The following is a 24,974-nucleotide window of genomic DNA, read 5'->3' on the forward strand; positions in this document are numbered from 1 at the left end:
CACCATGAGGATCGGAATTGTGGGTGCTGGCGGCATCGGGCTGGCCAGCGCCGTGTGGACCGCGCACCGCGGCCACGAAGTCATGCTGTGGTCGCCACGCGGTGAACCCCCCGCCGCTGGCCAGGTGTCGCTGCGCGCCACCGGCCAGCTTGAAACCACCGTCAACGCCAGGCTGGCCACCCATGCCGCGGAGCTGTCGGAGTTTGCCGATGTGCTGCTGATCGCCGTTCCCCTGAACGGCCACCGCAGGGTGATGGATGCACTGCTCCCGCACATGCGCGCGGGCCAGCTCGTCATCGTGAGTTCCATGGGGTCTTTGTCGGCGCTGTACCTGTACGAGGCGGCGCTTGCGCGCGGCATCCCGCTCTCGGTGGCCAGCTTCGGCACCACGGCGCTGACCGCGCGCCGCAGGTCGGCGGATACCGTGCACATCATGACGCGGCGCACTTCGCTGGGGGTGTCCTGTCTGCCCATGTCCAGCCAGGCGTCTGCGCTGGCGGTCTGCGAAGCGCTGTTCGGCGAGGGCTTCACAGCCGATGAAAACGCGCTGTCGACCGCGCTGACCAACATCAACCCCGTGGCGCATGGCCCGCTCGCGCTGTTCAACTGGACCCGCATCGAGCGAGCCGAGGCGTGGCCCCAGTACCACTTCATGACACCGCGCGTGGCGGCCGTGATCGAGCAGCTGGATGCCGAACGCCGCTGCGTCGCGCAAGCCTTTGGCCTGCAGGTCAGGAGCATCGAGCGCCACTTCGCCCAGTCTTTCAACACCGAGTCGCTGCGGCTGGCCGACATCGCGGCCGAGCTGCACGACAAGCGCGGCGGACCGCCCGGACCGACGGACATCCGAACGCGATTCCTGTCGGAAGACATTCCCTACGGCCTGGTCTTCACCATCGCCCTCAGCCACGTGGCGCAGATCCCCACGCCGGCCACAGAGGCCACCGCCGCCATGGCGAGCCTGGTGGCAGGCGAGGACTTCGCGGCCGCCAACGACCTGATCTTTGCCTTGCGCCTGCCCGCTGAATCCGTCAACGGATTGCTGACGCGCGTGAACACCAACCGATGAACGCCTTGCCCGCCATGACCGAGATGAACGCCTTGATCCCTCCCCGCTCGCTGACGGCGCTGCCGGCTTCCCACGCCCCCTGGGGCGACACCATGCTGGCGCACACCGGTCGCGCGACCGATGCCTTCGGCGGCCTGGTCAACACGCCTGTGTGCCGGGGCTCCACGATCCTGTCCAACTCGCTGGAGGAATGGGAATCGCGCAAGCAGCCCAACAACCCCATGGCCAGCTACGGCCGGTTCGGCACGGCGACCACCAAGGCTTTCGAGAGCGCCATCGCCGAACTGGAAGGCGGTGCGGCCTCCATCGTTTTCCCCTCGGGCCTGGCCGCCTGCACCCACGCCATCATGGCCGTCGTGCGCCATGGAGACCACGTGCTGATCTCGGACAGCGTCTATGGCCCCACACGCCAGTTCGCCAACCGCGTGCTGGCCGCCATGAACATCGAGGTGGAGTACTACGACCCCCTGGTCGGTGGCGCCATCCGCGAGCGCATCCGGCCCAACACCCGCGCGGTGTACGTCGAGTCGCCCGGCTCCCTGACGTTCGAGGTGCAGGACATCGCCGCGATCGCGCAGGAGGCGCATCGGGGGGATGCCTATGTGATCATGGACAACACCTGGGCATCGCCGCTCTACTTCAACCCGTTTGCGCACGGCGTCGACATCTCGGTGCAGGCCGCCACCAAGTACATCGTCGGCCACTCCGACGCCTTGCTGGGGGTGGCCACGGCCAACCCGCGCGCGTGGCCGCTGTTGCAGGCCGGCGCGCAGAATTTCGGGCAGATCGCCGGACCGGACGATATCTATCTTGCACTGCGGGGTCTGCGCACACTGGCGGTGCGGCTTCGGCGCCACCAGGAGACCGGCGTGTTCCTTGCCGACGCATTGTCCAGCCACCGCGCGGTGGCTCGCGTGCTGCACCCGGCCCTGCCCGGCGACCCGGGCCACGCGATCTGGGCGCGCGATTTCCGCGGCGCCAGCGGCCTCTTCGGCCTTGTGCTCAAGCCGATGTCGGCGCAGGCCATGTCGGTCCTCTTCGCGCGCCTGCAGCTGTTTGGCATCGGCCTGTCCTGGGGCGGCTACGAAAGCCTGGCGCTGCCGGTCGACACACCGTCGCGCACCATCCGGCCGCTGCACCTCGAAGGCCCCCTGCTGCGCATCCACGCAGGCCTGGAGTGCGCGCAGGACCTGTGGGCCGATTTCTCCAGCGGGCTCGATGCCGCCTGGGCGTGCGACGGCCACTGAACGGCGGGCTGGCAGCCGCCCGCCGTCCTATGATGGTGCGCTGCGAAGACGCGAACGGCCTCACCGATGGACACTCGAATCCTTGAAACCTTTCTGCTGGTGGCCGAGTCCGGCGGCTTGTCGAGCGCCGCGAGCATCCTGGGTGTGCCGCAGTCGCAAGTCAGCCGGCATGTGAAGCAGCTCGAGGACGCCTGTGGCGCCGCGCTGCTTTACCGCCATGGCCGGGGCGTGCGCCTGACGATGGCCGGGGAGCGAATGCGCGACACCGTGCGCCCCTTGCTGACGCAACTCCAGGACGCGCTGGAAAACGCAGCCGAGCAGGATCGCAAGCCTGCCGGCCCGGTCGATCTGGCCTTGTCGCCGTCGTTCATCCGGGCCGTGGGTCTGCGCCTGGTCGATGCGATGGCGGCCGAGTACCCGGACGTTCGCCTTCGCCTGGTGAGTGGCAATTCCCGCTACGTCTACGAATGGGTGCTGCACGCGCAGGTTGACATCGGCGTGCTCAGCGACGTGGGCATGTCATCGCAGCTGCTGCTCGAAGAACTGGGTTTCGCGCGTGCGGTGCTCGCCGCACACCCGGACTTTCCAATGCCACCCGAGCGCGGCACGCCGCCCGACCTCAGCAATGTGCCGCTGCGACTGCCCAGCCCCGGGCAAGGCCTGCGCCGCCAGATCGACCTCTGGGCGGCGCGGCACGGCATCACGCTCAACGTCGCCTATGAGATCGACGACATCGACGTGACCAAGGAGATCATCGCCACGGGCCGCGCGGCCGCCATCGTCTCGCGACTGTCGATCCACCGGGAGCTGGCCGACGGGAGCGTCATCGAGCGCTCGCTGGGCGCGGACTTCCGCGTGCGGACAGTGCTGGCCACCGCGCGCAACCGCCCCATCACCCCGGCGATGAAAGTCACCATCCACATGCTGCGGGAGCTGTCCACCACGCTCTTCGCCGAGGCGGAATAGCGGCAGGCGACGACCCGATCGACGGGCCTGCCCGGCGCAGGTCGCTCGATCAGAGCAGCCACTCGATCGGCAGCACCGAGAGCAAGCCGATCCAGGCGCGCTGCCCCAGCGAACTGCCCGGCTCGCGCGTGTGGCGGATCTCCTGGCCATCGCGGCGTTCGATCCACACCAGCCCGCCCTTCTCGTCCAGCCGCACCGCGTACGACGTGGCCGGCACCTGGCGGTCAAAAGCCTCGCCCACCGAGCGCGCCAGGGCGGGGCTGTCGATGATGAAGCCCAGCTCGGTGTTCAGGTGGGCCGAGCGCGGGTCGAAATTCATCGACCCGACGAACACCCGCTCGCCGTCGATCGCGAAGGTCTTGGCGTGCAGGCTGGAGCCCGAGCTGCCGAACACGTTGGTGCGGCCCGTCACCATCGCGCCGCGACGCATCTCATACAACTCGACGCCGCTGCGCAGGAGGTCCGAGCGGTAGCGCGCGTAACCCGAGTGCACGGCCGAGACGTCGGTCGCCTCCAGCGCGTTGGTGAGGATGCGAACGCGCACGCCCCTGGCCGCCAGGCGCTCGAAGACCGCCACGCCCGCCGCAGTGGGCACGAAGTAGGGCGAGATGAGATCCAGCGAGCGCGCGGGCGGGCGCGCCAGCACCTGGGCCAGCTGGTGGGTCACGAGCCCCTCCCTCCCCGCCTGCCCCAGGCCCTTGCGGGGGTCGTCGCTGACCATCTCCACCCGGCCCCACTGTGCGGCGATGGCGCCGGTGAGCAGATCGGACACGAAGCTCGACTCGCGCAGCGCCTGCAGGTAGCGCGCGGCGCGAGGATCGCGTTCGGCCAAACCCGCCGCGTCCGCAGCCGCCCCCGCCGTCCCGGCCGCGACGACGCGATCGACCGGATAGGCCGAGGCGCTGGCCCAGTAACGGTCGAAATCCGCCGACAGCTCGGGCACCACCTGGCCGATGGCCAGCACGTCGAGGTCGGCAAACAGCACGCCGTCGGTGGCGCCGAAGTACTCGTCGCCCACGTTGCGCCCACCCATGATGGCCGCCTGGCTGTCGGCCACCAGCGCCTTGTTGTGCATGCGCCGGTTGGCACGGCTGAAATGCGTGAGGTAGCCCAGCGCCTTGGGCTGGCGGATGGAGAACGGGTTGAACAGGCGCACCTCGGCGGCCGGGTGCCGGTCGAACGCCAGCAGCTTGCTGTCCATGGCCACGCCGTTGTCGTCCAGCAGCAGGCGCACGCGCACACCGCGATCGGCCGCTTCGCGCAGCGCATCGAGCAACAGGTTGCCGGTGGTGTCGTCGCGCCAGATGTAGTACTGCACGTCCAGCGTTCGCTCGGCCGCGCGCACCAGCAGCACGCGCGCCGCAAAAGACGCCAGCGGATCGGCCAGTGGCAGGATGCCGGACTCGCCGGGATGGGCATGTGCCTGCGGCGTGAGCGCGCGACCCAGCGCCGTGGCCGCGGCGTCGGCTGGCGCCAGCGCGCGCGATTCGGTGCGGCCTTCCAGCGGAGGCAGGGCACAGCCCTGCAGCACGGCCGCCAGCAACGCCATCATCCAGCCGCCTCGCTTGAAGAATCCCATGCAAGGCACGCTCAGGAAGGCGCGTCGGGCGCTCAGCCCATCAGCAGCGTCACGCAGACGATGGCGATGCCGATGCACAGGTTGACGAACACCCAGCTGCGGATCGATGCCATGGCCGCGCCCGCCGCCGGCCACTCGCTGGCGGCCACGGCGCGCGTGAACCGTTTGAACAGCGCGAAGCGGATGTGGCCGAAGATCAGGATCATGACGATGCCCAGCGTGGCCATGATGGTCCAGTCCAGCGGCATGTTGAAGGCCAGGCCGGCCTGCACCGTTTCCTTGGCCGTGCGCCCGATCATCCACAGGCCCGTGGCCAGCACCACCAGCGAGGCCCACAGCACCACCGAGAAAAAGCGCTTCATCACGGCGTGCAGCAGGCGCAGGCGCACCGGCGGCTCCAGCGCCTGCACCGAGGGGCGAAGGAAGAAGTGCGCGAAAGCCATGCCGCCCACCCACAGGATGACGGCCAGCACGTGGACGAGTTTGAGAGCGGAGAAGATCATGCGCGGGGCTTTCTGTGGAGAAGGTCAGGCTTCGGTCAGCACGCCGTCCACGCGGCGCTGCAGCCGGTAGGGCGGCAGGCCCTTGAGCATGCGCCGTCCGTAGGACTGGCGCAGCAAGCGGGCATCGTAACAAACGACCACCGCCTCGTCGGCCTCGGTGCGCAGCGCGCGACCGGTCCACTGCAGCAGGCGCGCGCCGGTGGCGGGCACCACAAGTTCGCTGAACGGGTCGCGGCCCTGGCTCTTGAGCCAATCGGCCCGCGCCTGGCCCACCGGATCGCTCGGCGAGGCAAAGGGCAGCTTGGTGATGAACACCCACTCGCACAACTCGCCCGGCAGGTCCAGCCCCTCGCCAAACGACTGCAGGCCGAACAGCACGGAGGGCTTGCCCTCGGCCACGCGCTCGGCATGCCGACGCAGCAGCACGGTGCGCGAGGCCTCGCCCTGCACCAGCACGCGATCGCGCAGCGCCGCGTGTTCGCCGCGCTCCAGCAGGCCTTGCGCCTGGCGCATCTGCGCGCGCGAGGTGAACAGCACCAGCGCGCCACGCTCCACCTCGCGCAGGTCGGCCATCAGCAAGGCCAGCATCTCGCGCGTGTAGCCGTCCACGTCCTTGGGATCGGCGGTGGTCTGCACCACCACCAGGCGGCCCTGGCGCGCATGGTCGAACGGACTCTGCACCTCGCGCGTGGCCACCGCACCATCCCAGGCCAGGCCCGACTCGTGCAGGAAGTGATCGAAACTGCCGCAGGTGGTGAGCGAGGCGGAGGTGACCACCGCCGCCCGCACCTGGTTCCAAAGGTGGTTGCGCAGCAGGCTGCCGGGTTGCAGCGGGCAGGCGTGCGCGGTCAGCGTGACCAGGCCGTGGCTCACCCCCGCCTCCAGCCACTTGGCCAGGGGCGGCTGCCCGTCGCCCGCCGCCTGCTGCCAGTAGCTCGCCGTCTCCTGGGCGCTCTGCAGGCGCGGTGCGAGCACGCCCAGGCGGCTGTAGAGCTTGGCGCAGCGCGCCGCGTCGCCCGGGTTTTCGCGCGCCGTGGCCTTGAGCTGGGTGGCCAGCGACTCGAACACCTTGAGCAGGCTGCTGGCGTTGGCGTGCAGTTTGCCCACCACCTCCAGCCAATCGGCGGGCAACACGCCGCCTTCGAAGCGGTCCACCACCGGCGCACCGGCGTCGTTGAAGCCGCCGCCGGTGCGCGCGGGCGAGCGGCCCGCAGAACGACCGGTGAGGTCCAGCCAGGCCGGCAGCGTGCCGATGCGCTGCATGGCCAGCCGAGCCAGCTCGGTCTGCGCGCTCTTGAGCTCCTTCGCGAACGCGGCCACGTCGATGGTGGGCTGGTGATCGATCGCGGAGGCCACCTCGTCCACCGCGCGCGGCAGCTTGTCCAGCCAGTGGCCGCGCATCAGGTCCATGGACGCGGTGAACTGCCCCTGCGCCACCGAGCCCAGGTGGTGCGCCTCGTCGAACACGAGGTAGCAGTCCTGCGGCGCGGGCAGCGCGTGCAGGCCCAGGGTGGAGAGCAGCAGGTCGTGGTTGACGACGATGACCTGCGCCTGCGCCAGCCGGGCGCGCGCCTGGTAGTAGCTGCAGCTGTTGTAGCTGGGGCAATGGCGCGCGGTGCAGGTGTGGCGCTCGGCCGCCACGGGCGCCCACAGGCTGCCATCGGGGGGATCGTCGAGGCGGTCGCGGTCGCCGTCCCAGCTGCCCCCATCCAGCGCGTGGGCCCAGGCCGTGTACTGCACGCCGCGCTCCTGCCAGCGCGCCGCGGCGGCGGCCGAGGCCACCGCCTGCGCCGCCATGCCCGCGGCGCTGGTGTCGCCGCCAGCGTCGTCGCTTTCGAACAGGTCGGCACTCGCCGCGTCGCCCCCGCTGAGCTGGTCGAGCTTGAGGCGGCACACGTAGCGCCCGCGCCCCTTGGCCAGCGCGAAGCTGAAGGGTTGCGGCAGCGTGGCGGCCAGCGCGGGGAGGTCCTTGGCGATCAGCTGCTCCTGCAGCGCCACCGTGGCGGTGCTGATGATCACGCGCTTTTGCTGCGCCAGCGCCAGCGGGATCACCGTGGAGGCGTAGGCCGCCGACTTGCCCACGCCGGTGCCCGCCTGCACCACCGCGATGCCGCGCGCGGGCAGGGCCGCGTCGCTCGCCACCGCACCGTCGCCCAGACTCACGCCCGAGAGCGTGTGCGCGATGTGCGCAGCCATCTCGCGCTGGCCCGGCCGCGCGCGGTAGCCTGGCGCGTGGGCCACGACGTGATCGAACGCGGCCAGCGCGATCGCCTCGCGCGCCAGCGGGCCGGCCACCGGCGCGGCGGGTGCGCCGGTATTGGCAGAAGAGGGCTCAAGGGTGGGGGTGGACATGCGGACGCGAAAGCAAACGCCGATTGTCCCAGACCGGGCCGGGTGTCATCGGGCCATGGTGCAATGCACCACCCTGCCCCCCGACAATGCCAGCCATGTCCCAGACCTCCCGCCCCGGCAAACTCCCGATCGACCTCGCGCTGCAGGGCGGCGGCTCGCACGGCGCCTTCACCTGGGGCGTGCTCGACCGCCTGCTCGAAGACGAAACCCTGGAGATCGCCGCCATCAGCGGCACCAGCGCCGGGGCCATGAACGCCGTGGCCCTCGCCTCGGGCCTCATGGACGGCGGGCGTGAGGGCGCGCAGCGCGTGCTGCGCCAGTTCTGGACCCGTGTGGCCGAGCTCTCGCCCTTCCACCGGCTGCAGACCAGCCCGATGGGCGTGCTCATGGGGCCGGCCACCGACTGGCTGGCGCCCTGGCTCAAGCCCTGGACCGAACCGCTGCAGCAGGCTGCCGACGCCTTCGGCCACACGCTCTCGCCCTACCAGCTCAACCCCCTCAACCTCAACCCCTTGCGCGACATCCTGGTCGACACCATCGACTTCGACCGCGCGCGCCGTTGCCACAAGACGCAACTCTTCATCGCCGCCACCCAGGTGCGCACCGGCGCCCTGCGCGTGTTCGCCCAGCACGAACTCACGGCCGACATGGTGCTGGCCTCGGCCTGCCTGCCGCTGCTGTTCCAGGCGGTGGACATCGAGGGCGAGGCCTACTGGGACGGTGGCTACGCCGGCAATCCCACGCTGCTGCCGCTGGTGAACGAGGCCTGCGCCGACGACCTGCTGCTGGTGCAGATCAACCCCACACAGCGCGAGAGCGTGCCCACCACCGCGCGCGACATTCTCGACCGCATCAACGAAGTGACCTTCAATGCCAGCCTGGTGAAAGAACTGCGCACCTTGGCGCTGCTCAAACAGGTCATCGGCGAGCAACGCTCGCCCCACAGCCCTGCGCTGTTCCAGCGCGTGCAGCGGCTGCGGGTCCACCTCATCGAAGGCGGCGAGTCGCTCGCCGCGCTGGGCGCGGGCAGCAAGACCAACACGCAGTGGGCCTTCCTGTCGAACCTGCATGCCATGGGGCGCGAAGCGGCGGACCGCTGGCTGCACGCGCACCGCAAAGACCTGGGCCAGCGCAGCACGCTGGACCTCGGACCGGTGATGATCGACGACTGAAGCCGGGCACCGACGAGTAACCCGGCACGCCGCTTGCCCCGGCCGGCGGTGGTAGCCTGCCCCTTCCTCTCTCACCGGAGCACCGTCATGGAACATGCCATCGAACACGAAGAACGCGGCGCGCGTGGCGCTTTTCACCTCCTGCAGGGCGCCCGGCGCGTCGGTGAAATGACGTACAGCCGCACCAACCCCTCGCTGGTGGTGGTGGACCACACCTACGTGGACCCTAGCCTGCGGGGCCAGGGCGTGGCGCAGCATCTGCAGGACGCCCTGGTGGCCTGGGCGCGCGACACCGGCACCAAGGTCGTGCCGCTTTGTTCGTACGTGAAGGTGCAGTTCGATCGCGACCCCGCGATTCGCGACGTGCTGGCCTGAGCCCCCTTTCTTTTCACTTACCTCGCTTCATCCCATGGCACCACACACCATCCAGCGCCAGGAACAGGATTCCAAAGGCGCCTTCTACGTCGAGCAGGGCGGCCAGCGCATCGCCGAGATGACCTACAGCCGGACCAGCCCGTCGCTGATCATCATCGATCACACCGAGGTCGGCGAAAGCCTCAAGGGCCAGGGCGTGGGCCGCCAACTGCTGGATGCACTGGTGGCCTGGGTGCGCGCGACCGACACGAAGGTGATCGCGCTGTGCCCGTTCGCCAAAGCGCAGTTCGACAAGGATGCGTCGATCCGCGACGTGCTGCGGAGCTGATGGCACCGGTACCGCCGCTGCTCTACACCTACCGCCGCTGCCCCTACGCGATGCGGGCACGCATGGCGTTGCTGGTGGCGGGCATCGGATTCGACGCGCACGAGATCGTGTTGCGCGACAAGCCCGCCGCGATGCTGGCGCTTTCGCCCAAGGGCACGGTGCCGGTGCTCGCCCTGCCCGGCGGCGAGGTGCTGGAGCAAAGCCTGGACATCATGCGCTGGGCCTTCTCGGTGAGCGATCCCGCGGGCTGGTGGCCGCGCGCGCAAAGCGCGGCCCACCTGGCGCTGCTGTCCCTGTGCGACGGCCCTTTCAAGCACCACCTGGACCGCACCAAGTACCCCGAACGCTTCGAGGGTGCCGACCCGGCCTGGCACCGGGCGCAGGCGGTGGACGTGCTGCTGCGGCCCCTGGACGCGCAGTTGCAGGCATCCGCCCAGCTGGGCGGGGACCTGCCGTGCGCCACCGACCTCGCCCTGTTTCCGTTTGTGCGCCAGTTCGCCGCGGTGGACCCGGCCTGGTTCGAGGCTCAGCTCCCCCTGCCAGCGCTCAAGGCCTGGCTGGCCGGCTGGTTGTCGCACCCGCTCTTCACCGCAGCGATGGCCAAGCTGCCGAGTGGCCAGGCGACGCGATTCCCGGCACCGCCGGTGCTCATGCCGCCGCCAGCAAGCCCCGCAGCAACTCGCTGACGCCGTCCCACACGATCTGCACGCCCAGGCACAGCAGGATGAAGGCCGAGAGCCGAAGGAAGATCACGGTGCCGGCTTCACCCAGGGGCTTGAGCAACCGCTCGGCGTACCGGAACGCCAAATACAGCAGCACGCCGATGACGAACAGCGCGAGCACGCCGCCACCCATGCGAGCGAGCGAAAGCGCAAAGCGCTGGTCGTTCAGGGCCACGCCCACGGTGATGGCCGCCGCAATGGAGCCCGGGCCGCAACTGATGGGAAACGTCAGCGGGTAGAAGGCCTGCCGGCGCGCCTGCTCGGGCGTGAAGGCTTCGGCCAGCTCGGTGCGGCTGTCTTCGCTGGGGTGGCTGGCATTGAGCAGGCGCCAGGCCGAGGCCGCCACGATGAGGCCGCCGCCCACGCGCACGATCGGCAGGGAGATGCCGAAGAAATCGAGCACGTACGAGCCCACCAGCATGGAGCCGACCATGAGCGCAAACATGTTGCGCGCGATGCGCCGCGCCAGCAGCGCGCGCGTGGAAGGGGAAGCGCCCTCGGTCAGGCCGAGGAAGATGGGCGCGGTGGCCGCCGGGTTCAGGATCGGCAGGATGGCGGCGAAGACGAAGAGAAAGCTCTTTCCAAAGGCCAGGGCGAATTCAAGGGTCATGGTTCATTTCAACACTTCGCGCAGGCGCCGGCGCAGCGCTCGCTCGCGCCGCTGCTCCTCGTGCCAGTCCTCGCGCACGCCACGCCACAGCGCGATCGCCATCAGCACGATCACCAGGGTGAAAGGCAGGGCGAACACGATGGTGGCGGTCTGCACGGCCTTGAGACCGCCAGCCAGCAGCAGGCTGATGGCAACGCCCGAGATGAGCAGGCCCCACGCGATCTTCACGCGCGCGCTGGGGTTCTCCTGCCCACCGGTGCTCATCATGCCCAGCACCAGGGTGGCCGAGTCGCCCGAGGTGACGAAGAACAGCAGCACCAGCACCGTGGCCACGCCCGACATCAGCGCGGCCAGGGGCAGCGCCTCGAACATCTCGAACAGCGCGGTGGAGACGTCGGCACGCACCGCGTCGGCCACCGGCACGCCCTGCATGATCTCAAGATGGAGCGCGGTGCCGCCAAACACCGAGAACCAGACAAAGGCCGCCAGGCTGGGCGCGAGCATGGTGCCCAAGATGAATTCGCGGATCGTGCGGCCGCGCGAGACGCGCGCGATGAACAGCCCCACGAAGGGTGACCAGCTCACCCACCAGGCCCAGTAGAAGATGGTCCAGCCCCCGACCCAGGTGCTGTCGCGAAACGGCGTCATGCGCAGGCTCATGCGCACCAGTTCGCTCACATAGCTGCCCAGCGTGGACGTGAAGGCATCGATGATGACCACCGTGGGGCCGACCACGAACACCACCAGCGCCAGCAAGGCCGCGAGGACGAGGTTGATGTTGGAGAGCCACTTGATGCCCTTGGTGACGCCGCTGACGGCAGAGACCAGGAACAGCACGGTGGTCACCACGATGATGCCGACCTGCTGCGCCTCACCCACAGGCAGGCCGAGCAAAGCGTGCAGGCCGCTGTTGATCTGCAGCGCACCCATGCCGAGCGACGCCGCCACGCCGAACGCGGTCGCGATCACCGCAAGCACATTCACCACCGGCCCGAGGTGCTGCATGGGTGCCCAGGGCAGTGCCTGCACCGCCGTGCTCACCAGCGCGCTGCCGCCCTTGCGGAACTGGAAGAAGGCGATCGACAGCGCGACGATGCTGTAGACCGCCCAGGGGTGCAGGCCCCAGTGGAAGAAGCTGTAGCGCATGGCGGCGTTGGCCGCCTCCGGCGTGCGGGCCGCGATGCCCGGCGGTGGCGAGCCGTAGTGGGAAATCGGTTCGGCCACGCCCCAGAACACCAGGCCGATGCCCATGCCGGCCGCGAACAGCATGGCGAACCAGCTGCCGACCGAGAACTCGGGCTCGTCGTCCTCGCCACCGAGCTTGAGATCGCCGTAGCGGCTGAACGCCAGCACCAGGGCGAACAACACCAGGCCCAGCACCACCCACAGGTAGAGCCAGCCGAAGTCGCGCGTGATGACCGCCAGGGCGGTCGCGAACGCGGCGTCCAGCGCATCGGGAGCGACGACGCCCCACAGGACGATGGCCAGGATCACACCCGCTGAAGCGATCAGTTGCATGGGAAGTTCCTCCTCAATCTCCACCGTCCTGCGGTATCGGGGTTTGCGGCCGGGCCGCCACCATGCGGCTGGCCTGGGCCTGCAAGGCATCCACCATGGCATCGAGCTGCTCATGCTGGGCGGCGTCGAGGCCGGCCACCAGCTCGCGGTTGATCGCCGCCACGCGCGGATAGATCTCACCATACAGCCGCCGGCCCTCGTCGGTCAGGAAGACGTGCACCTCGCGCCGGTCCGATGGGCGGGGCTGGCGCACCACGAGCTTCTTGGCGGCCAGCGTGCTCAGCGTGCGCGAGGTGCGCGCGCGATCGAGCATGGCGTGCTCGGCCAGCTGGGACGACAGCGCGCCCTCGCGCTCGGCCAGGAAGGAGAGGATGCGCCACTCGCGGCGCGTGATGCCGAACTCGCTCTCGCACATGTGCACCACCAGCCGCCCAGCGGTGGTGTGGATGCGGTAGAGCCGGTACAGCAGCAGGTCGGCCTGTCGCTGCGGCGCCGTGAGTCGGTTGCTCATCAGGGAAAACACCCGCAATGATTGATTTCTGCAATTGATTGTCGCTGCATAGGATGCCAGTTTGCACGGGGAACTTCCCCCACAGGAGCCCGACCATGACCAACCGCCGCCAGTTGCTGTTCGCCCTCACCGCCGCGCTGACCACCTCCATCGCCTCCCCGGCGCACGCCCAGGCCATCGAAGGCCCCTTGCGGGTGGTGGTTCCTTACGCGCCGGGCGGTTCGTCCGACCGCGTGGCGCGGCTGGTGGCCGACAAACTGGGCCCCAAGCTGGGCGTGACGGTGGTGGTGGAGAACCGCACCGGCGGCGGCGGGCGCATCGCGGCGCAGCAACTCAAGGCCACGCCAGCCCAGCAGAACGTGCTGCTGCTGGCCAACCCGGCGCTCATGCTGGTCGCACCCCTGGTGTTCAAGGACGCGGGCTACGACCCCGACAAGGACTTCCAGCCGGTGTCGCAGGCCAGCCGCTACGAATTCGCGGTGGCAGTGGGCGCGGGCGTGCCGGTGCGCGAACTCAACCACCTGCTCGCCTGGCTGCGCGCCAACCCCGAACAGGCCAACTTCGGCGTGCCCGCCACCGGCAGCCTGCCGCACTTCTTCGGCCTCATGGTGGGCGAGAAGGCCGGCGTGAAAGCGCAGGTGGTGGGCTACAGGGGCTCAGGCCCGCTGCTGGCCGACCTGATGGGCGGCCAGGTGCCCGTGGCCTTCGACACCTTTGACACCTTGCTGCCGCAGCACGAGGCCGGCAAGATCCGCATCCTCGCCGTCTCCAGCGACAGGCGCTCCGCCTTTGCGCCCGCCATTCCCACTTTCAGGGAAGCCGGGCTGGACCTCGGCGCCGAAGGGTGGAACACCTTCTTTGCGCCCGCCAGCATGCCCGCCGCGCGCGTGGCGCAGTTCGGCCAGGCGATTCTCGAGGTCATGCAGGACCCCGAGACCGTGCGCCGTTTCAACGACGCGCGCCTGGGCCCGGTGGCCAGCACACCCGAACAGACCCGCCGCATGCTCGCGGCCTACCGCGCGCAATGGGCCCCCGTGGTCCAGAAGTCGGGCTACCAGCCGTGAAGACATGAAACACCCCCTGCGCCGCTTCTGCTCATCCAGCAGGGTGACAAAACCCACTTCCTTTTCTTGATTGGTCCCATGAAGATCACCTCCTTTCGCCTCGCCCTCGCTCTGCTCACGGCCACGGCCGTTCCCTTTGCCGCCGCCCAGGACGTCTACCCGAACAAGCCCGTGCGCTTTGTCAACAACTTCCCCGCCGGCGGTCCCTCGGACCTGCTGGCGCGCTCGGTCGCCGCCGTGCTGCAGGAAACGCTCAAGCAGCCCTTCGTGGTGGAGAACAAAGCCGGCGTGGCCGGCAACATCGGCGCAGCCGAGGTGGCGCGAGCCCCGGCCGACGGCCACACCGTGCTGTTCGGCATCGACACCACCTTCACCGTCAATCCGCACCTCTACGGTAACATGCCGTTCAAGCGCGGCGAGCTCAAGCCACTGGTGGTGATGGCCTCCTCGGGACTGCTGGTGGGCGTGAACCCGGCCACGGGCATCAAGACGCTGGCCGGCATGGTGGAGGCCGGCAAGAACCGGGGCCTGAACTTCAGCTCGGCCGGCAGCGGCAGCCCGGGCCACCTCGCCATCGAAGTCATCAAGGAAGCCACCCAGGCCAAGCTCACCCATGTGCCCTACCGCGGCAACACCCCGGCGGTCACCGCCGTGCTGGCGGGCGAAGTGGATGGGGGCGTGCTCGCCACGCCCGGCATGCTGCCCCACGTGCAGACCGGCAAGATCACCGCGCTGGCCGTCACCAGCCGCCAGCGCTCGCGCCTGGCGCCCGAGCTGCCCACGGTGGCCGAAGCCGGCCTCAAGAGCCTGGAGCAGGAGGTGCTCTACATCGTCATGGTGCCGGCCGCCACGCCCGATGCGGTGGCGCAAACGCTGCAGAAGGGCATCGTGGACGCGCTCAAGCGCCCCGACGTGCAGGCCCGCATGGCCAACCTGGACCTGTTCTTCGAAGGCCTGACCGGCGCGCAGGCCAGCCAGCGCCTGGATGCGCTGTACAACCGCTACGGCCCCATCGTCAAAGCCACCGGCATGAAGGTGGAGTGAGCACACCATGGCACCCGCCCCCCAACGCCCCAACCTCATCTACATCGTCTGCGACGACCTCGGCTACGCCGACCTCGGCTGCTACGGTGGGCGCGAGGCCGACTTCGGCCCGGTCTCGCCGCACATCGACCGCCTGGCCGCTGGCGGCGTGAAGTTCACCCAGGGCTATGCCAACTCGCCGGTGTGCTCGCCCACGCGCTTCGCGCTCATCACCATGCGCTACCAGTACCGGCTGCGCGGCGCGATGGAAGAGCCCATCAACAGCCGCAGCAAGGGCAGCACCACCCTGGGGCTGCCGCCCGAGGTGCCCACCCTGCCCTCGCTGCTGAAGAAGGCCGGCTACCACACCGCCCTCATCGGCAAGTGGCACCTGGGCTACCCGCCCTCGTTCGGCCCGCGCCGTTCGGGCTACGACGAGTTCTTCGGCATCATGGCCGGCGGCGTGGACTACTTCACCCATTGCTCGTCCAGCGGCGAACACGACCTCTACATTGACGAACAGGAACACCACGAGGTGGGCTACCTCACCGACGTGCTCTCGCAGCGCGCGGTCGACCACGTGCACCAGCGCGCGGCCGACGCCAGGGCCGGCAGGCCCTTCCTGCTCAGCCTGCACTACACCGCGCCGCACTGGCCCTGGGAAACGCGCGACGACGCGCATGTGGCCCCGGACGTGGCGAAGAACCTGTTCCACCTGCACGGCGGCGACGTGCAGACCTACCGCCGCATGATCCACCACATGGACGAAGGCATCGGCCGCCTGATGGCCGCGCTGCGCGAAGAGGGGCTGGAAGAAAACACCCTGATCGTCTTCACCAGCGACAACGGCGGCGAGCGCTTCTCGGACAACTGGCCGCTCGTTGGCGGCAAGATGGACCTGACCGAAGGCGGCATCCGCGTACCCTGGATCGCGCACTGGCCCGCCGCCATCCCGGCCGGCACGGTGAGCACCCAGCATTGCATGACCATGGACTGGTCGGCCACGATGCTCGAAGCCGGCGGCGGCCAGGCCGACCCGGACTGGCCCCTGGACGGCGTGAGCCTGCTCCAGGTGCTGCGAGACCCCACCCAGCATTTCGAGCGCCCGCTCTACTGGCGGATGAACCACCGTGGCCAGCGCGCGCTGCGCGAGGGCGACTGGAAGTACCTGCAGGTGGACGGCCACGAGTACCTGTTCAACATCGGCAAGGACGAGCGCGAACGCGCCAACCTCGCCGCGCGCGAACCCGACCGGCTGGCGCGCATGCGCCAACAGTGGGTGGCCTGGGATGCCAGCGTGCCGCCGATTCCGGCGGACGCGACAGTGAGCCTGGGTTACTCCGCCAAGGACATGCCGCAGCGTTGACCCGGCATCGAGGGATCGTCCGGCCGGCTGAACAGATCCAGCTGCCAGCTCGCCTCATTGGCGATCCGGGTCAACACGTCGTGAATGCAAGGGTACGCATCCGCAGGCAGCAGGGCCTGGAGGCGGGCAATGCGCTGCACGCAGTCCCGAAGCTGTTCGCCATCCAGCGGGCCGAGTTTGAGCTCCACGACGTCCACCACCTCGATGCGGTCCAGCGGGCCGATGGCCGGGTCGCGGCACAGGTCCTGGAATTCCACCTTGAACCCATGCGACAACCACGATTCGCCTTGCGCCCGCTCTTTCAGATAAGCCAGCAAGGCATGGAGCCGGGCCCTGGTGCTCTCGGGCGATCCGTGCGCCTCCTCCTGCTCGGACGGGAGAAGTTCGGCCAGCACCGACGAGGTTTCGCGGGCGCGGGGCCACTGAGATCCCAGGTGCGCCACCGAGCCGGGCAGCGCTTCGCGCCGGCCCGTCAAGTAGAGGGCGACCGCCGTCCACTCGCGGTCTGCAATGCGGCCTTCGTCGCGGTGCCGCATCACCGCCGTCAGAAAACCTCGCAGGTGGTCGTTGGCCGTGAGGGCCTCGGTTTGATGCGCTGGCGCACACGCCAGGCGCTGACTCAAGCCGGCGGCAGGATCGACCCTGGCTTCAGTGCGCACGAAGGCGCCGTGAATGAGATCAGCGATGAGGGACAGCATGACGCGCCTCCTTGGGGCAAGTCGATAGGACAGCGATGGAGTGACCCACCCTCACGCCGGGGTTCGCGCCGTGTGTCCGTCCGCACCCAATCGGGAACGAACCGAGGGATGGCGTGCACGAACCTCTCCCGGTCCGCTGGCGGGCCAAGGTCGATTCAGTAGGATCGGGGCATGTCACGTTCGCACCGCCTGTTCCCCTTCCTCCGCTGGCCCCGCCCGAGCGCCGCTCTGTTGCGCGGCGAAGCGCTGGCCGGCCTGACGGTCGGCCTCATGGTGATCCCCCAGGGCGTGGCCTACGCCGCGCTGGCAGGCATGCCACTCGTCACGGGCATCTACGCCTCGCTGTTGCCGGCGCTGATCGCGGTGCTGTTCAGCGCCTCGCCTCGGCTCTCCGTCGGCCCCACCGCCCTGACCTGTTTGCTGGTGGGCGCCTCGCTCAGCGGGCTGGCCGAACCCGGCAGCGCGCAATGGGTGGCGCTGGCGGTGTGGCTCGCCCTGCTCTCGGGCCTGCTGCAGATCGCGCTGGGCTTTGCGCGCTTTGGCTGGCTGCTCAACCTCGTGAATTCGCCCGTGCTCATGGCCTTCACGCAGGCCGCGGCGGTGCTCATCATTGCCTCGCAACTGCCCGCGCTGCTGGGTTTCGCCGCCTGGGACACGCTCTTCACCCAGCCCCATGTGCACGGGCCGTCTCTGGCCTTCGGGGTGGCCAGCTTCGCGCTGCTGGTGCTGGCGCGCCGCTGGCGGCCGGGCTTTCCCACCGTGCTCACCGTGGTGGTGGCGAGCGCGGCCATCAGCTACGCCGTGGGCTTCGAGGCGCTGGGCGGCTCGGTCATCGGCGCCTTGCCCAAAGGCCTGCCCGCACCGTACTGGCCCGGCTGGCCTGGCTGGGCCACGCTGGGCCAGCTGGTGGTGCCCACGCTGGTGATCACCCTGGTGAGCTTTCTGGAAACCGCGTCCAGCGCCAAGGTGGACAACGGGCAGCGCGGCCAGCGCTGGGACCAGGACCAGGACCTCATCGGCCAGGGCCTGGCCAAGCTGGCCTCGGGCCTGAGCGGTGCCTTCCCCACCAGCTCCTCGTTCTCGCGCTCGGCGCTCAACCTGTATGCGGGCGCCAAGACCGGCTGGGCCACCATCTTCTCGGTGATCGTGGTGCTGATCACCTTGCTGCTGTTCATTCCGCTGCTGCACCATGTGCCGCTGGCGGTGCTGGCGTCCATCGTGCTGGTGGCGGTGATGGGCCTGATCAAGCCGCGCGCCTTCAGCCAGCTGTGGAAGCTCTCGCGCGTGGAGACGGTGATCGCTGGCATCACCTTTGCGGTGACGGTGCTGGCCGCGCCGCGGCTGTACTGGGGCGTGCTGGCGGGCGTGCTCATGGCGCTGTCGCACTTCCTCTACCTGCGGCTGCACCCGCGCATCATCGAAGTGGGCCTGCACCCCGACGGCAGCCTGCGCGACCGCCACCTCTGGAAACTGCCACCGCTGGCACCGAACCTGTACGCGCTGCGCATGGACGCGGCATTGGACTTCGCCACCGCCAACGGCTTTGAGCGCGCGGTGTCCGAACACATCGCCGCCCACCCCGAGACGCGCCACGTGATGCTGATCGCTCACCCGATCAACTGGATCGACGCCACCGGCGCCGAAGCCTTCGGGCGGCTGCGCGAGCAGCTCGACGACCAGCGCATCGAACTGCACCTGGTTGGCATCAAGCTGCCGGTGGAAAACGTGCTGCGCCTGGCCGGGCACCTCGAAGCGGGACCGCGACTGCACCTCTACCGCACCGAGGCCGACGGGCTGCGCGCGGCCGACGCGCTGACACCGGCGCCCCCCGCCGCAGAGGACGCCGCCCCGGCCTGAGCCGGCGGTGGCTTACTTGGCTTACTGCAGCTCGACCGTCTGCTTCACGAGTTCCTCGCGCGTGAGGCGCGGGAAACTCTCGGCGTACATGTAGCTGTAGCCTTCGTTCTGCCACTTGGCCAGGTCGATCACCGCCGCCGGCACCACGGTGATCACGTCGTAGAACTCATCGGGCTTGTAGCCGCGCGAGCGCGCCGCGTTGCTGCAGACCCGGATGGTCACACCCGCGTCCTTCAGCGCCTTGAGCTCCTCGTACATGTCCGGGTAGGCCGCGCGGTTCAGGCGCGAGAAGGCGTGCAGCTCGTTGCCGTGGGCCACGATCACGATGTGCGACTGGGCCGGATCACCGTATTCCTTGATCGCGCGCAGGTGGTTCTTGATGTAGCCGAACGCCGCCTTGCCTTCGAGGGGCTTGGCGAAGTTGAAGTCGTAGAGCGCCTTCTGCGGCGCGTAACGCGTGCCGTCGAAGGGCGAAGGGTCCTGGGGGCCAGCCCAGGCGGCGGTGCTCAGCACGGCGGCGAGCGCCAGGGGGACAAGTCGGGGGTTGATGATGCGCTCCTGCGTCAGTGGGGGAGCCCGAGATTAACTTGAAAATCCGGATATTCGAAACTGCTTCTTGAGTGCCGGCAAAATCGACCGCCTGCACCCACGCCCAACGACCCACGGACCGACCCATGGAACTTCCTCGACACCAACTCAGCATGACGGTGCTGATGACCCCGGACACCGCCAATTTTTCAGGCAAGGTGCACGGCGACACCGTGCTCAAGCTGCTCGACCAGGTGGCCTTCGCCTGCGCCAGCCGCTACGCCGCGTCCTATGTGGTCACGCTCAGCGTGGACCAGGTCATGTTCCGCCAGCCGATCCACGTCGGGGAGCTGCTGACCTTCCTCGCGGCCGTGAACCACACCGGCACCTCGTCGATGGAAGTGGGCATCAAGGTGATCGCCGAGAACATCCGCACCCAGGCGCAGCGGCATGTCAACAGCTGTTTTTTCACCATGATCGCGGTGGACGACCATGGCAAGCCGCAGGCCGTGCCGCCGCTGGAGCCCGGCACCCCCGACGAGCACCGCCGGCACGCGGCGGCCACGCTGCGCAAGACCATGCGCCAGGAAATGGAACAGCGCTACGCGGCGATCCGCTGAGCAGGGCTCAGGTCCGCACCTTGCCGTCGCCGGTGAGCATGGACAGCTCCGCGAAGCTGGAGGCCACGTGGTCGTTGGGGCCCAGCGAGACCTGGAAGCCGCCAAAGGATTGTTCGCCGATGGCTTCCATGCCGTTGATGAAGCTGTCTCGCGTGACCCGCGAGCCCGCACGCCGCAGGCCTTCGCTGAACAACTTCGCGGCCAGAAAACCCTCCATGCTGGAGAAGTTGGGCTGCACCTTGTTGCCGCCCTTGCCAATGGCCTCGATGAATTCGCGCGTGATGGGGCGCGACGCGCTGTACGGCGTGGGCACGACTTGCGACACCACCACGCCTGCGCCGTCCTTGCCGAGCTCGTCGGCCAGCGCCTGGGTGCCCACGAAGGACACGTTGTAGAAGGTGCCGCCATACCCGGCCGCGCGCGCTGCGCGGATGTAGGCCGCGCACGACTTGTAGGCGCTGATCTGCACCACCGCGTCGGGCTTGGCTGCGTTGATGGTGGCCACGGCCTGGGCCACGTCCACCGAGTTGCGCTCGACGGTGGCCGTGGCCACGGGCTTGAGGTTGCGCGCGGCCAGCGCAAGCACCGTGCCATCCAGGCCGGCCTTGCCGTAGGCGTCGTTCTGGTGGAACACCGCCACCTTGTTCAGGCCGAGGTTGGTGAGTTGGCGCACGATCAGCGCGGTCTCGTCGTTGTACGAGGCGCGCAGGTGGAAGGCGAGGCGGTTGAACGGCTGGCGCAGGCCCATGGCACCGGTGAAGGGGGCGAAGAACGGGGTCTGCGCCTTGGTGGCCAGCGGCAGCGCGGCCAGGCTGGTGGGCGTGCCGATGTAGCCGAACAGGGCGAACACTTCGCTGGCGAGCAGCTTGGTGGTGTTCTCGGCGCAGCGGTCGGGCTCGTAGCCGTCATCGAGCTGCACGATTTCGATGCGCTGCCCGTTCACGCCGCCCTGGGCGTTGATCTGGTCGAAGAACAGCTTGGCCCCGGCATGGAACTGGATGCCCAGCTGCGCCGCCGCGCCGGTGAACGCGGCCGACTGGCCGAGCACGATGCGGTTGCCCGACTGCGCGCGCAAGGCGGGTGCGCCCAGCAGGGCGGCACCGGCCACAAGGCCATGGAATTGGCGGCGCGAGAGGCCGGACGTGGGCGGGGACGGCTGCATAGGGGGGCTCCATGGATCGGTGTCGAGCGAGGGGCATCGCACCCGGTGCGTCCCCACGTTCCATCCTATCGAGTCACCCCGCCTGGTATGTCTTCACCGGGCGCGCGAATTCAACCGCTCATCGGTCCAGCCAGGCCGGTTGAGCGGCCCCGGGCTCACAGGCGGTTGCCCAACAGCCCGATCACCCCGATGACGATCAGGTAGATCGCGACGATGTAGTTCAGCATGCGCGGCATCACGAGGATGAGGATGCCCGCGATGAGGGCGACCAGCGGGCCGACGCTCAGGTTGATGTTCATCTGATGCCTCTCTCAAAACAGAGAGGGCATCATTTTTCGGGCACGCCCCGGCCGTCTGTGCGATGACGCACCGAGGCCGGGGCGTGGGGTCCTCAGGGCGGGCAGGTGTTGGCCGGGTTGGCGGCAATGCCCGCGCGCAGGGCGGTCACCGTCCCCCCATCGTCCGCGCCCAGCGTGTTGTTGGTGAAGGTGCAACCGTAGGAGGCGGCGGCCACCGTCGCCGGCGTGGTCACGTCATCGCCCGCGGGTTTGACTCCGCCTTCGGCCCACGCCACCATGTCGCTGAACGCCTGCACCTGTTCGGCCACGGTGAAGTCGCAATGGCTTGCCCCACGGATCGCGCGTTGCACGAGCCAGTTGCCGTTGCCCTTGGCGGTCGCGCGCTGCTGGTAGATCTGCTGCATGCTGAACGGCACGAACAGGTCGCCAAGCGTGTGGATCGACACCACCGGGATCTTGAACTCGCCGTTGATCACCGGAATCCAGCGCAAACCGTCGCGGCGCAGGCGGTTGGCATCGGGCGTGGCCGTGAGCTTCTGCGCCGATGCGTTGAGCGTGGCCGAGCCGGGCACATCGCCGTCGATGACGTAGGTGAAGGCGTTGGTGTCGAGCACGTTGCGGTTCAGGATGCCATTGACCGTGCCGTCGCTGCCGAAGGTGCCGTAGGCCGAAGGAAAGCTGCCACCAAAGGCGATGCCCTCGTTGAACATGGGCCGCTCGCCGCCGGTGAGGTTCTTCACCACCGAGAGGTACTTGAAGCCCGTGGCGGTGGGTGCCGACGGAAACGTGGTGAACAGGGTGTTGGTCACCAGCGCCTGGATCTCCGACCACTTGTTGGTCGGGTAGCTGGGCACCCCGGCGAGCGCCTGCGCGGTGACCTGCATGGCCGCAAAGCGGTTGAAGAGCTGGACGTCGCCCATCACGCCGCACATGGGCACGGCCCCGTGGTAGCGCACCTTGTTGTTCGCGGTGGCGTAGGTCTCGTCCTCGATCGCGGCGCCGGTGATGTGCCCGCCCATGGAGTGACCGGTGATGTAGAGCTTGGTGGGGGCCGGCAGCGGGCGGCCCCGCGCCGCGGCGATCTGGTTGAAGGCGAGCGCGAGTGCGTTGGTGTCTTCCACGCCCGCGCGCACGTCGTAGGAGTTCTTCGAGTAGCTCGACGCGGCCCAGGCGTAGCCGTTCTCGATCAGGTAGCGCCGGATGGAGGGCGCTCCCACGTTGAGCGTCGCACCCTCGCCCGCATACCCATGCGCGTACATCACCAGCTTGCCGTTCCACGTGGCCGGCACCTCGATCTGGTAGGCCGCCCCATTGAGCACACCGGCCCAACGGTCGGTCCCGGCCACCACCCCGGGCATCACCGCAAAGGTGGTGGCGCCCGGCGCGGCCGGCGTGTAGACCTTGCTGTCCTGGGCACGGGTTTCTTCCGGAACCACGGGCACCGGCACCGGCGGCGCGGGCTCGCTGCCGCCGCCTCCGCCACCACACGCCGCGAGCCATGCCGTGCCCGCCAAAACCGCCAAACGAAGTCTGATAGGTGTTTTCAAGCTTGTCTCCTGTCGTTGTTGGGAACCGATGCCTGCCCGCGCATGGCGGAGCAGGGAGTCGGTTATGCGACTGGAGATCGCCCGGCCCCATAGTGAATACCCGGTGCCAGTCGCCCAGGCGACCTTGGCCCTGCCACTGGTCGGGCAACGCTTGCCAAGGCTCAGGCGCGTGCCACGCGGGCCCAGATGGCGGCGGCGTTCTCGGGCACGTTCGCGCCGCGCCAGGCGATCACCTGATCGGGCCGCACCAGCAGCAGGCCCTCGTCCAGCAGATCACCGGCTTCGTCCTCCGCCAGCGGCAGCACGGCCACCGGCAGGCCCGCCGCGCGGCCCACCTCGGCCAGGCGCTGCGCCTCGGCCACCGCGTGGGCCGGGGTCAGCACCGTCCACTCGAAGCCCAGCAGGTCGTACAGCGAGCGCTCGCCGCGCAGCCAGCGGTGCGGCAGGCGCCCGCCCGGCTGGGTGGACGGGTGGTAGGCGTTGGCCTGGTCGGGCGGCACCCGATCCGGGTCGCCGAACACGATGGGCGAGGCGTCCACCCGCTCGCCGAAGGTGACGCCAGGGATGTTGAACTCGCGCCGCACGTGCGCACCCAGCACCTCGCTGGCCTGCGCGCGCAGGGCATCGCCGGTGGCGCCCTCGGCCTCCAGCGCCGGCGTCACCTCGAACAGGCCCACCGAGTCGGCGAACTCGCGCGCATAGGCCGTGTTGCGCAAGCCAATGGGGCGGCGCTCCTGCTCGTAGGTGTCCAGCAGGGAGGCATGCGCCTGGCCCTTGACCACGGCCGCGAGTTTCCAGCCCAGGTTCACGGCGTCACCCACCGCCGTGTTGTAGCCCAGGCCACCCGTGGGCGTGAAGAGGTGGGCGGCATCGCCGGCGATGAACACGCGCCCGTGCTGGTAGCGCTCGGCCACCAGCGAATGGCCGGCGATCCACACGCCAGTGGACAGCACCTCGAAGTCGATGTCCATGCCGCTGGCCTCGGCGAAGATGCGGCGCGCGTCGTCGTGCGTCCAGTCCTCCGGCGTCTCGTGCGGGTGCACGGCCGCGTGAAAGGCGAACTCACCGCGCCCGTCCACCGAGGCCATGAACACGCGGCGCTCGTGGTTCACCGAGACGTACATCCAGGCGATGTCGTGCGGATACCGCTCATAGAAGGCCGGCGCACGCAGGTAGATGGCGAACATCTTGCCGCCCATGAACTGGCGCTGCAGGCCGGTGGCGCCGCCCATCTCGATGCCCAGCGCGCCGCGCACGCCGCTGCGTGCACCATCGGCCCCCACCAGGTAGCGCGCACGCACCGTGACCGCCTCGCCGCCCGCCGCGGGCGCCACCCGCGCCAGCACCTCGTCGCCGGTGTCATCGAAGGATTGCAGCCGCCAGCCAAAACCGATGCGCCGGCCGGTGCGCTGCTCGGCGTGCTCGCGCAGCACGCCTTCCACGTACTTCTGAGACACACGGTGCGGCAACTCGGCCGCGCTCCAAGAACCGGCCAGGCGCTTGATCTGCTCCGTGGCCTGCGCGGCGGTGGGCAGGCGCAGGCGCGCGAGTTCGTGCCGCGCGAAGCGGGTGAAGTACGCGATGTCGGTCGGGTGATCGCCCGGCAGGCCCAGCGCGCGGATCTGCCGCGACAGGCCAATGCGGCGGAAATGCTCCATGGTCCGTGCCTGCGTGGCGTTGGCCTGCGGGTTGAAGGCCGTGGTGGCCTTGGGGTCCACCACCAGGCACGGTACATTGCGCAAGCCCAGTTCGTTGGCCAGCATCAGCCCGCACGGCCCCGCGCCCGCGATCAGCACATCCACCCGCAGTTCACCCCCGTCGGCCTGCGCCTGCTCCAATGTCAATTGATCCGCCACGC

General features: G+C 69.2%; 24 protein-coding genes. 12 read left to right on the top strand and 12 right to left on the bottom strand.

All coding sequences use genetic code 11. The features are described 5' to 3' along the window. The first annotated feature begins 4 nt into the window (after positions 1-4). From KIT86_RS05100 to KIT86_RS05110, 3 genes are all read left to right on the top strand, one after another. Positions 5-1,069 carry an NAD/NADP octopine/nopaline dehydrogenase family protein gene (locus KIT86_RS05100; protein WP_297395607.1) on the top strand — a complete coding sequence of 355 codons (1,065 nt, stop codon included), beginning with the start codon at positions 5-7 and terminating at the stop codon, positions 1,067-1,069. Further along, complete coding sequence (gene metC, locus KIT86_RS05105; protein WP_297395609.1) at positions 1,066-2,316, top strand: cystathionine beta-lyase; 1,251 nt, start codon at positions 1,066-1,068, stop codon at positions 2,314-2,316. The genes KIT86_RS05100 and metC overlap by 4 nt, the downstream gene beginning before the upstream one ends. Before the next feature lie 66 nt (positions 2,317-2,382). After that, positions 2,383-3,282, top strand: a complete 900-nt coding sequence (locus KIT86_RS05110; RefSeq protein WP_297395611.1) for a LysR family transcriptional regulator — start codon at positions 2,383-2,385, stop codon at positions 3,280-3,282. Between the two features lie 49 nt (positions 3,283-3,331). On the opposite strand, the gene KIT86_RS05115 is transcribed toward KIT86_RS05110, so the two are convergent. Genes KIT86_RS05115 through dinG form a run of 3 tightly spaced genes read right to left on the bottom strand, consistent with a single transcriptional unit; the run spans position 3,332 to position 7,716 of the window. Further along, positions 3,332-4,861 carry a phospholipase D family protein gene (locus KIT86_RS05115; RefSeq protein WP_297395612.1) on the bottom strand — a complete coding sequence of 510 codons (1,530 nt, stop codon included), beginning with the start codon at positions 4,859-4,861 and terminating at the stop codon, positions 3,332-3,334. A 32-nt stretch (positions 4,862-4,893) separates the two neighbouring features. Then, positions 4,894-5,364: a CopD family protein gene (locus tag KIT86_RS05120; protein ID WP_297395614.1), complete on the bottom strand. Its 471-nt coding sequence runs from the start codon at positions 5,362-5,364 to the stop codon at positions 4,894-4,896. Positions 5,365-5,388: 24 nt separating this feature from the next. After that, positions 5,389-7,716, bottom strand: a complete 2,328-nt coding sequence (gene dinG / locus KIT86_RS05125) for an ATP-dependent DNA helicase DinG (RefSeq protein WP_297395616.1) — start codon at positions 7,714-7,716, stop codon at positions 5,389-5,391. A 95-nt stretch (positions 7,717-7,811) separates the two neighbouring features. Between dinG and KIT86_RS05130 the strand changes: the two genes are divergently transcribed. From KIT86_RS05130 to KIT86_RS05145, 4 genes are all read left to right on the top strand, one after another. After that, positions 7,812-8,888, top strand: a complete 1,077-nt coding sequence (locus KIT86_RS05130; RefSeq protein ID WP_297395618.1) for a patatin-like phospholipase family protein — start codon at positions 7,812-7,814, stop codon at positions 8,886-8,888. A gap of 87 nt (positions 8,889-8,975) precedes the next feature. After that, entirely contained in the window at positions 8,976-9,263 is a 288-nt protein-coding gene (locus tag KIT86_RS05135) for a GNAT family N-acetyltransferase (RefSeq protein ID WP_297395621.1), read from the top strand. 34 nt (positions 9,264-9,297) lie between these two features. After that, a complete protein-coding gene (locus KIT86_RS05140; protein WP_297395623.1) occupies positions 9,298-9,591 on the top strand; it encodes a GNAT family N-acetyltransferase in 294 nt (97 codons plus the stop codon). Next, positions 9,591-10,277 (top strand): glutathione S-transferase, encoded by a 687-nt coding sequence (locus tag KIT86_RS05145; RefSeq protein ID WP_297395625.1) that lies wholly within the window; start codon positions 9,591-9,593, stop codon positions 10,275-10,277. The genes KIT86_RS05140 and KIT86_RS05145 overlap by 1 nt, the downstream gene beginning before the upstream one ends. On the opposite strand, the gene KIT86_RS05150 is transcribed toward KIT86_RS05145, so the two are convergent. From KIT86_RS05150 to KIT86_RS05160, 3 genes are read right to left on the bottom strand one after another with little or no spacing between them, the layout of a single operon-like run. Next, complete coding sequence (locus KIT86_RS05150) at positions 10,240-10,923, bottom strand: MarC family protein (protein ID WP_297395627.1); 684 nt, start codon at positions 10,921-10,923, stop codon at positions 10,240-10,242. The two genes, KIT86_RS05145 and KIT86_RS05150, sit on opposite strands and share 38 nt — an antisense overlap. Positions 10,924-10,926: 3 nt before the next feature. Further along, positions 10,927-12,441 carry a BCCT family transporter gene (locus KIT86_RS05155; protein WP_297395630.1) on the bottom strand — a complete coding sequence of 505 codons (1,515 nt, stop codon included), beginning with the start codon at positions 12,439-12,441 and terminating at the stop codon, positions 10,927-10,929. A 13-nt stretch (positions 12,442-12,454) separates the two neighbouring features. Next, positions 12,455-12,952, bottom strand: a complete 498-nt coding sequence (locus KIT86_RS05160; protein ID WP_297395632.1) for a MarR family winged helix-turn-helix transcriptional regulator — start codon at positions 12,950-12,952, stop codon at positions 12,455-12,457. A 95-nt stretch (positions 12,953-13,047) separates the two neighbouring features. Here KIT86_RS05160 and KIT86_RS05165 point away from each other — a divergent pair, with 95 nt between their 5' ends. The 3 genes from KIT86_RS05165 to KIT86_RS05175 all read left to right on the top strand — a co-directional run bounded on the left by KIT86_RS05165 (position 13,048) and on the right by KIT86_RS05175 (position 16,405). Further along, positions 13,048-14,016 carry a Bug family tripartite tricarboxylate transporter substrate binding protein gene (locus KIT86_RS05165; RefSeq protein ID WP_297395634.1) on the top strand — a complete coding sequence of 323 codons (969 nt, stop codon included), beginning with the start codon at positions 13,048-13,050 and terminating at the stop codon, positions 14,014-14,016. A gap of 78 nt (positions 14,017-14,094) precedes the next feature. After that, the gene (locus KIT86_RS05170; protein ID WP_297395636.1) at positions 14,095-15,060 is read left to right on the top strand and encodes a tripartite tricarboxylate transporter substrate binding protein; all 966 of its coding nucleotides are present in this window, start codon (positions 14,095-14,097) and stop codon (positions 15,058-15,060) included. 7 nt (positions 15,061-15,067) lie between these two features. Beyond that, positions 15,068-16,405 (top strand): sulfatase-like hydrolase/transferase, encoded by a 1,338-nt coding sequence (locus KIT86_RS05175; RefSeq protein WP_297395638.1) that lies wholly within the window; start codon positions 15,068-15,070, stop codon positions 16,403-16,405. Here KIT86_RS05175 and KIT86_RS05180 read toward each other — a convergent pair. Continuing rightward, positions 16,375-17,103, bottom strand: a complete 729-nt coding sequence (locus KIT86_RS05180) for a hypothetical protein (protein WP_297395640.1) — start codon at positions 17,101-17,103, stop codon at positions 16,375-16,377. The two genes, KIT86_RS05175 and KIT86_RS05180, sit on opposite strands and share 31 nt — an antisense overlap. Positions 17,104-17,274: 171 nt before the next feature. Between KIT86_RS05180 and KIT86_RS05185 the strand changes: the two genes are divergently transcribed. Beyond that, positions 17,275-18,960 carry a SulP family inorganic anion transporter gene (locus tag KIT86_RS05185; protein ID WP_297395641.1) on the top strand — a complete coding sequence of 562 codons (1,686 nt, stop codon included), beginning with the start codon at positions 17,275-17,277 and terminating at the stop codon, positions 18,958-18,960. Positions 18,961-18,981: 21 nt separating this feature from the next. Here the strand turns inward: KIT86_RS05185 and KIT86_RS05190 are convergent, their stop codons facing one another. Further along, a complete protein-coding gene (locus tag KIT86_RS05190; RefSeq protein WP_297395643.1) occupies positions 18,982-19,473 on the bottom strand; it encodes a DsrE family protein in 492 nt (163 codons plus the stop codon). A gap of 161 nt (positions 19,474-19,634) precedes the next feature. Here KIT86_RS05190 and KIT86_RS05195 point away from each other — a divergent pair, with 161 nt between their 5' ends. Then, positions 19,635-20,108 (top strand): acyl-CoA thioesterase, encoded by a 474-nt coding sequence (locus KIT86_RS05195; protein WP_297395645.1) that lies wholly within the window; start codon positions 19,635-19,637, stop codon positions 20,106-20,108. Between the two features lie 7 nt (positions 20,109-20,115). Here the strand turns inward: KIT86_RS05195 and KIT86_RS05200 are convergent, their stop codons facing one another. From KIT86_RS05200 to KIT86_RS05215, 4 genes are all read right to left on the bottom strand, one after another. Continuing rightward, positions 20,116-21,270, bottom strand: a complete 1,155-nt coding sequence (locus KIT86_RS05200) for an ABC transporter substrate-binding protein (RefSeq protein ID WP_297395647.1) — start codon at positions 21,268-21,270, stop codon at positions 20,116-20,118. Positions 21,271-21,425: 155 nt separating this feature from the next. Then, positions 21,426-21,569 carry a DUF3096 domain-containing protein gene (locus tag KIT86_RS05205; RefSeq protein WP_297395649.1) on the bottom strand — a complete coding sequence of 48 codons (144 nt, stop codon included), beginning with the start codon at positions 21,567-21,569 and terminating at the stop codon, positions 21,426-21,428. Positions 21,570-21,661: 92 nt separating this feature from the next. After that, entirely contained in the window at positions 21,662-23,116 is a 1,455-nt protein-coding gene (locus tag KIT86_RS05210) for an alpha/beta hydrolase (protein WP_297395651.1), read from the bottom strand. A gap of 161 nt (positions 23,117-23,277) precedes the next feature. Continuing rightward, positions 23,278-24,972 (bottom strand): FAD-dependent oxidoreductase, encoded by a 1,695-nt coding sequence (locus KIT86_RS05215; protein ID WP_297395652.1) that lies wholly within the window; start codon positions 24,970-24,972, stop codon positions 23,278-23,280. Positions 24,973-24,974 lie beyond the last annotated feature (2 nt).

It is taken from the genome of Hydrogenophaga sp. (assembly GCF_026125825.1).
Classification (GTDB): domain Bacteria; phylum Pseudomonadota; class Gammaproteobacteria; order Burkholderiales; family Burkholderiaceae_C; genus Hydrogenophaga.

What these genes read in the sequence shown, in the direction of transcription:
- KIT86_RS05100 (WP_297395607.1), top strand. Translation starts at nt 5, where the DNA reads ATGAGGATCGGAATTGTGGGTGCTGGCGGCATCGGGCTGGCCAGCGCC.
- metC (WP_297395609.1), top strand. Translation starts at nt 1,066, where the DNA reads ATGAACGCCTTGCCCGCCATGACCGAGATGAACGCCTTGATCCCTCCC.
- KIT86_RS05110 (WP_297395611.1), top strand. Translation starts at nt 2,383, where the DNA reads ATGGACACTCGAATCCTTGAAACCTTTCTGCTGGTGGCCGAGTCCGGC.
- KIT86_RS05115 (WP_297395612.1), bottom strand. Translation starts at nt 4,861, where the DNA reads ATGGGATTCTTCAAGCGAGGCGGCTGGATGATGGCGTTGCTGGCGGCC.
- KIT86_RS05120 (WP_297395614.1), bottom strand. Translation starts at nt 5,364, where the DNA reads ATGATCTTCTCCGCTCTCAAACTCGTCCACGTGCTGGCCGTCATCCTG.
- dinG (WP_297395616.1), bottom strand. Translation starts at nt 7,716, where the DNA reads ATGTCCACCCCCACCCTTGAGCCCTCTTCTGCCAATACCGGCGCACCC.
- KIT86_RS05130 (WP_297395618.1), top strand. Translation starts at nt 7,812, where the DNA reads ATGTCCCAGACCTCCCGCCCCGGCAAACTCCCGATCGACCTCGCGCTG.
- KIT86_RS05135 (WP_297395621.1), top strand. Translation starts at nt 8,976, where the DNA reads ATGGAACATGCCATCGAACACGAAGAACGCGGCGCGCGTGGCGCTTTT.
- KIT86_RS05140 (WP_297395623.1), top strand. Translation starts at nt 9,298, where the DNA reads ATGGCACCACACACCATCCAGCGCCAGGAACAGGATTCCAAAGGCGCC.
- KIT86_RS05145 (WP_297395625.1), top strand. Translation starts at nt 9,591, where the DNA reads ATGGCACCGGTACCGCCGCTGCTCTACACCTACCGCCGCTGCCCCTAC.
- KIT86_RS05150 (WP_297395627.1), bottom strand. Translation starts at nt 10,923, where the DNA reads ATGACCCTTGAATTCGCCCTGGCCTTTGGAAAGAGCTTTCTCTTCGTC.
- KIT86_RS05155 (WP_297395630.1), bottom strand. Translation starts at nt 12,441, where the DNA reads ATGCAACTGATCGCTTCAGCGGGTGTGATCCTGGCCATCGTCCTGTGG.
- KIT86_RS05160 (WP_297395632.1), bottom strand. Translation starts at nt 12,952, where the DNA reads ATGAGCAACCGACTCACGGCGCCGCAGCGACAGGCCGACCTGCTGCTG.
- KIT86_RS05165 (WP_297395634.1), top strand. Translation starts at nt 13,048, where the DNA reads ATGACCAACCGCCGCCAGTTGCTGTTCGCCCTCACCGCCGCGCTGACC.
- KIT86_RS05170 (WP_297395636.1), top strand. Translation starts at nt 14,095, where the DNA reads ATGAAGATCACCTCCTTTCGCCTCGCCCTCGCTCTGCTCACGGCCACG.
- KIT86_RS05175 (WP_297395638.1), top strand. Translation starts at nt 15,068, where the DNA reads ATGGCACCCGCCCCCCAACGCCCCAACCTCATCTACATCGTCTGCGAC.
- KIT86_RS05180 (WP_297395640.1), bottom strand. Translation starts at nt 17,103, where the DNA reads ATGCTGTCCCTCATCGCTGATCTCATTCACGGCGCCTTCGTGCGCACT.
- KIT86_RS05185 (WP_297395641.1), top strand. Translation starts at nt 17,275, where the DNA reads ATGTCACGTTCGCACCGCCTGTTCCCCTTCCTCCGCTGGCCCCGCCCG.
- KIT86_RS05195 (WP_297395645.1), top strand. Translation starts at nt 19,635, where the DNA reads ATGGAACTTCCTCGACACCAACTCAGCATGACGGTGCTGATGACCCCG.
- KIT86_RS05200 (WP_297395647.1), bottom strand. Translation starts at nt 21,270, where the DNA reads ATGCAGCCGTCCCCGCCCACGTCCGGCCTCTCGCGCCGCCAATTCCAT.
- KIT86_RS05205 (WP_297395649.1), bottom strand. Translation starts at nt 21,569, where the DNA reads ATGAACATCAACCTGAGCGTCGGCCCGCTGGTCGCCCTCATCGCGGGC.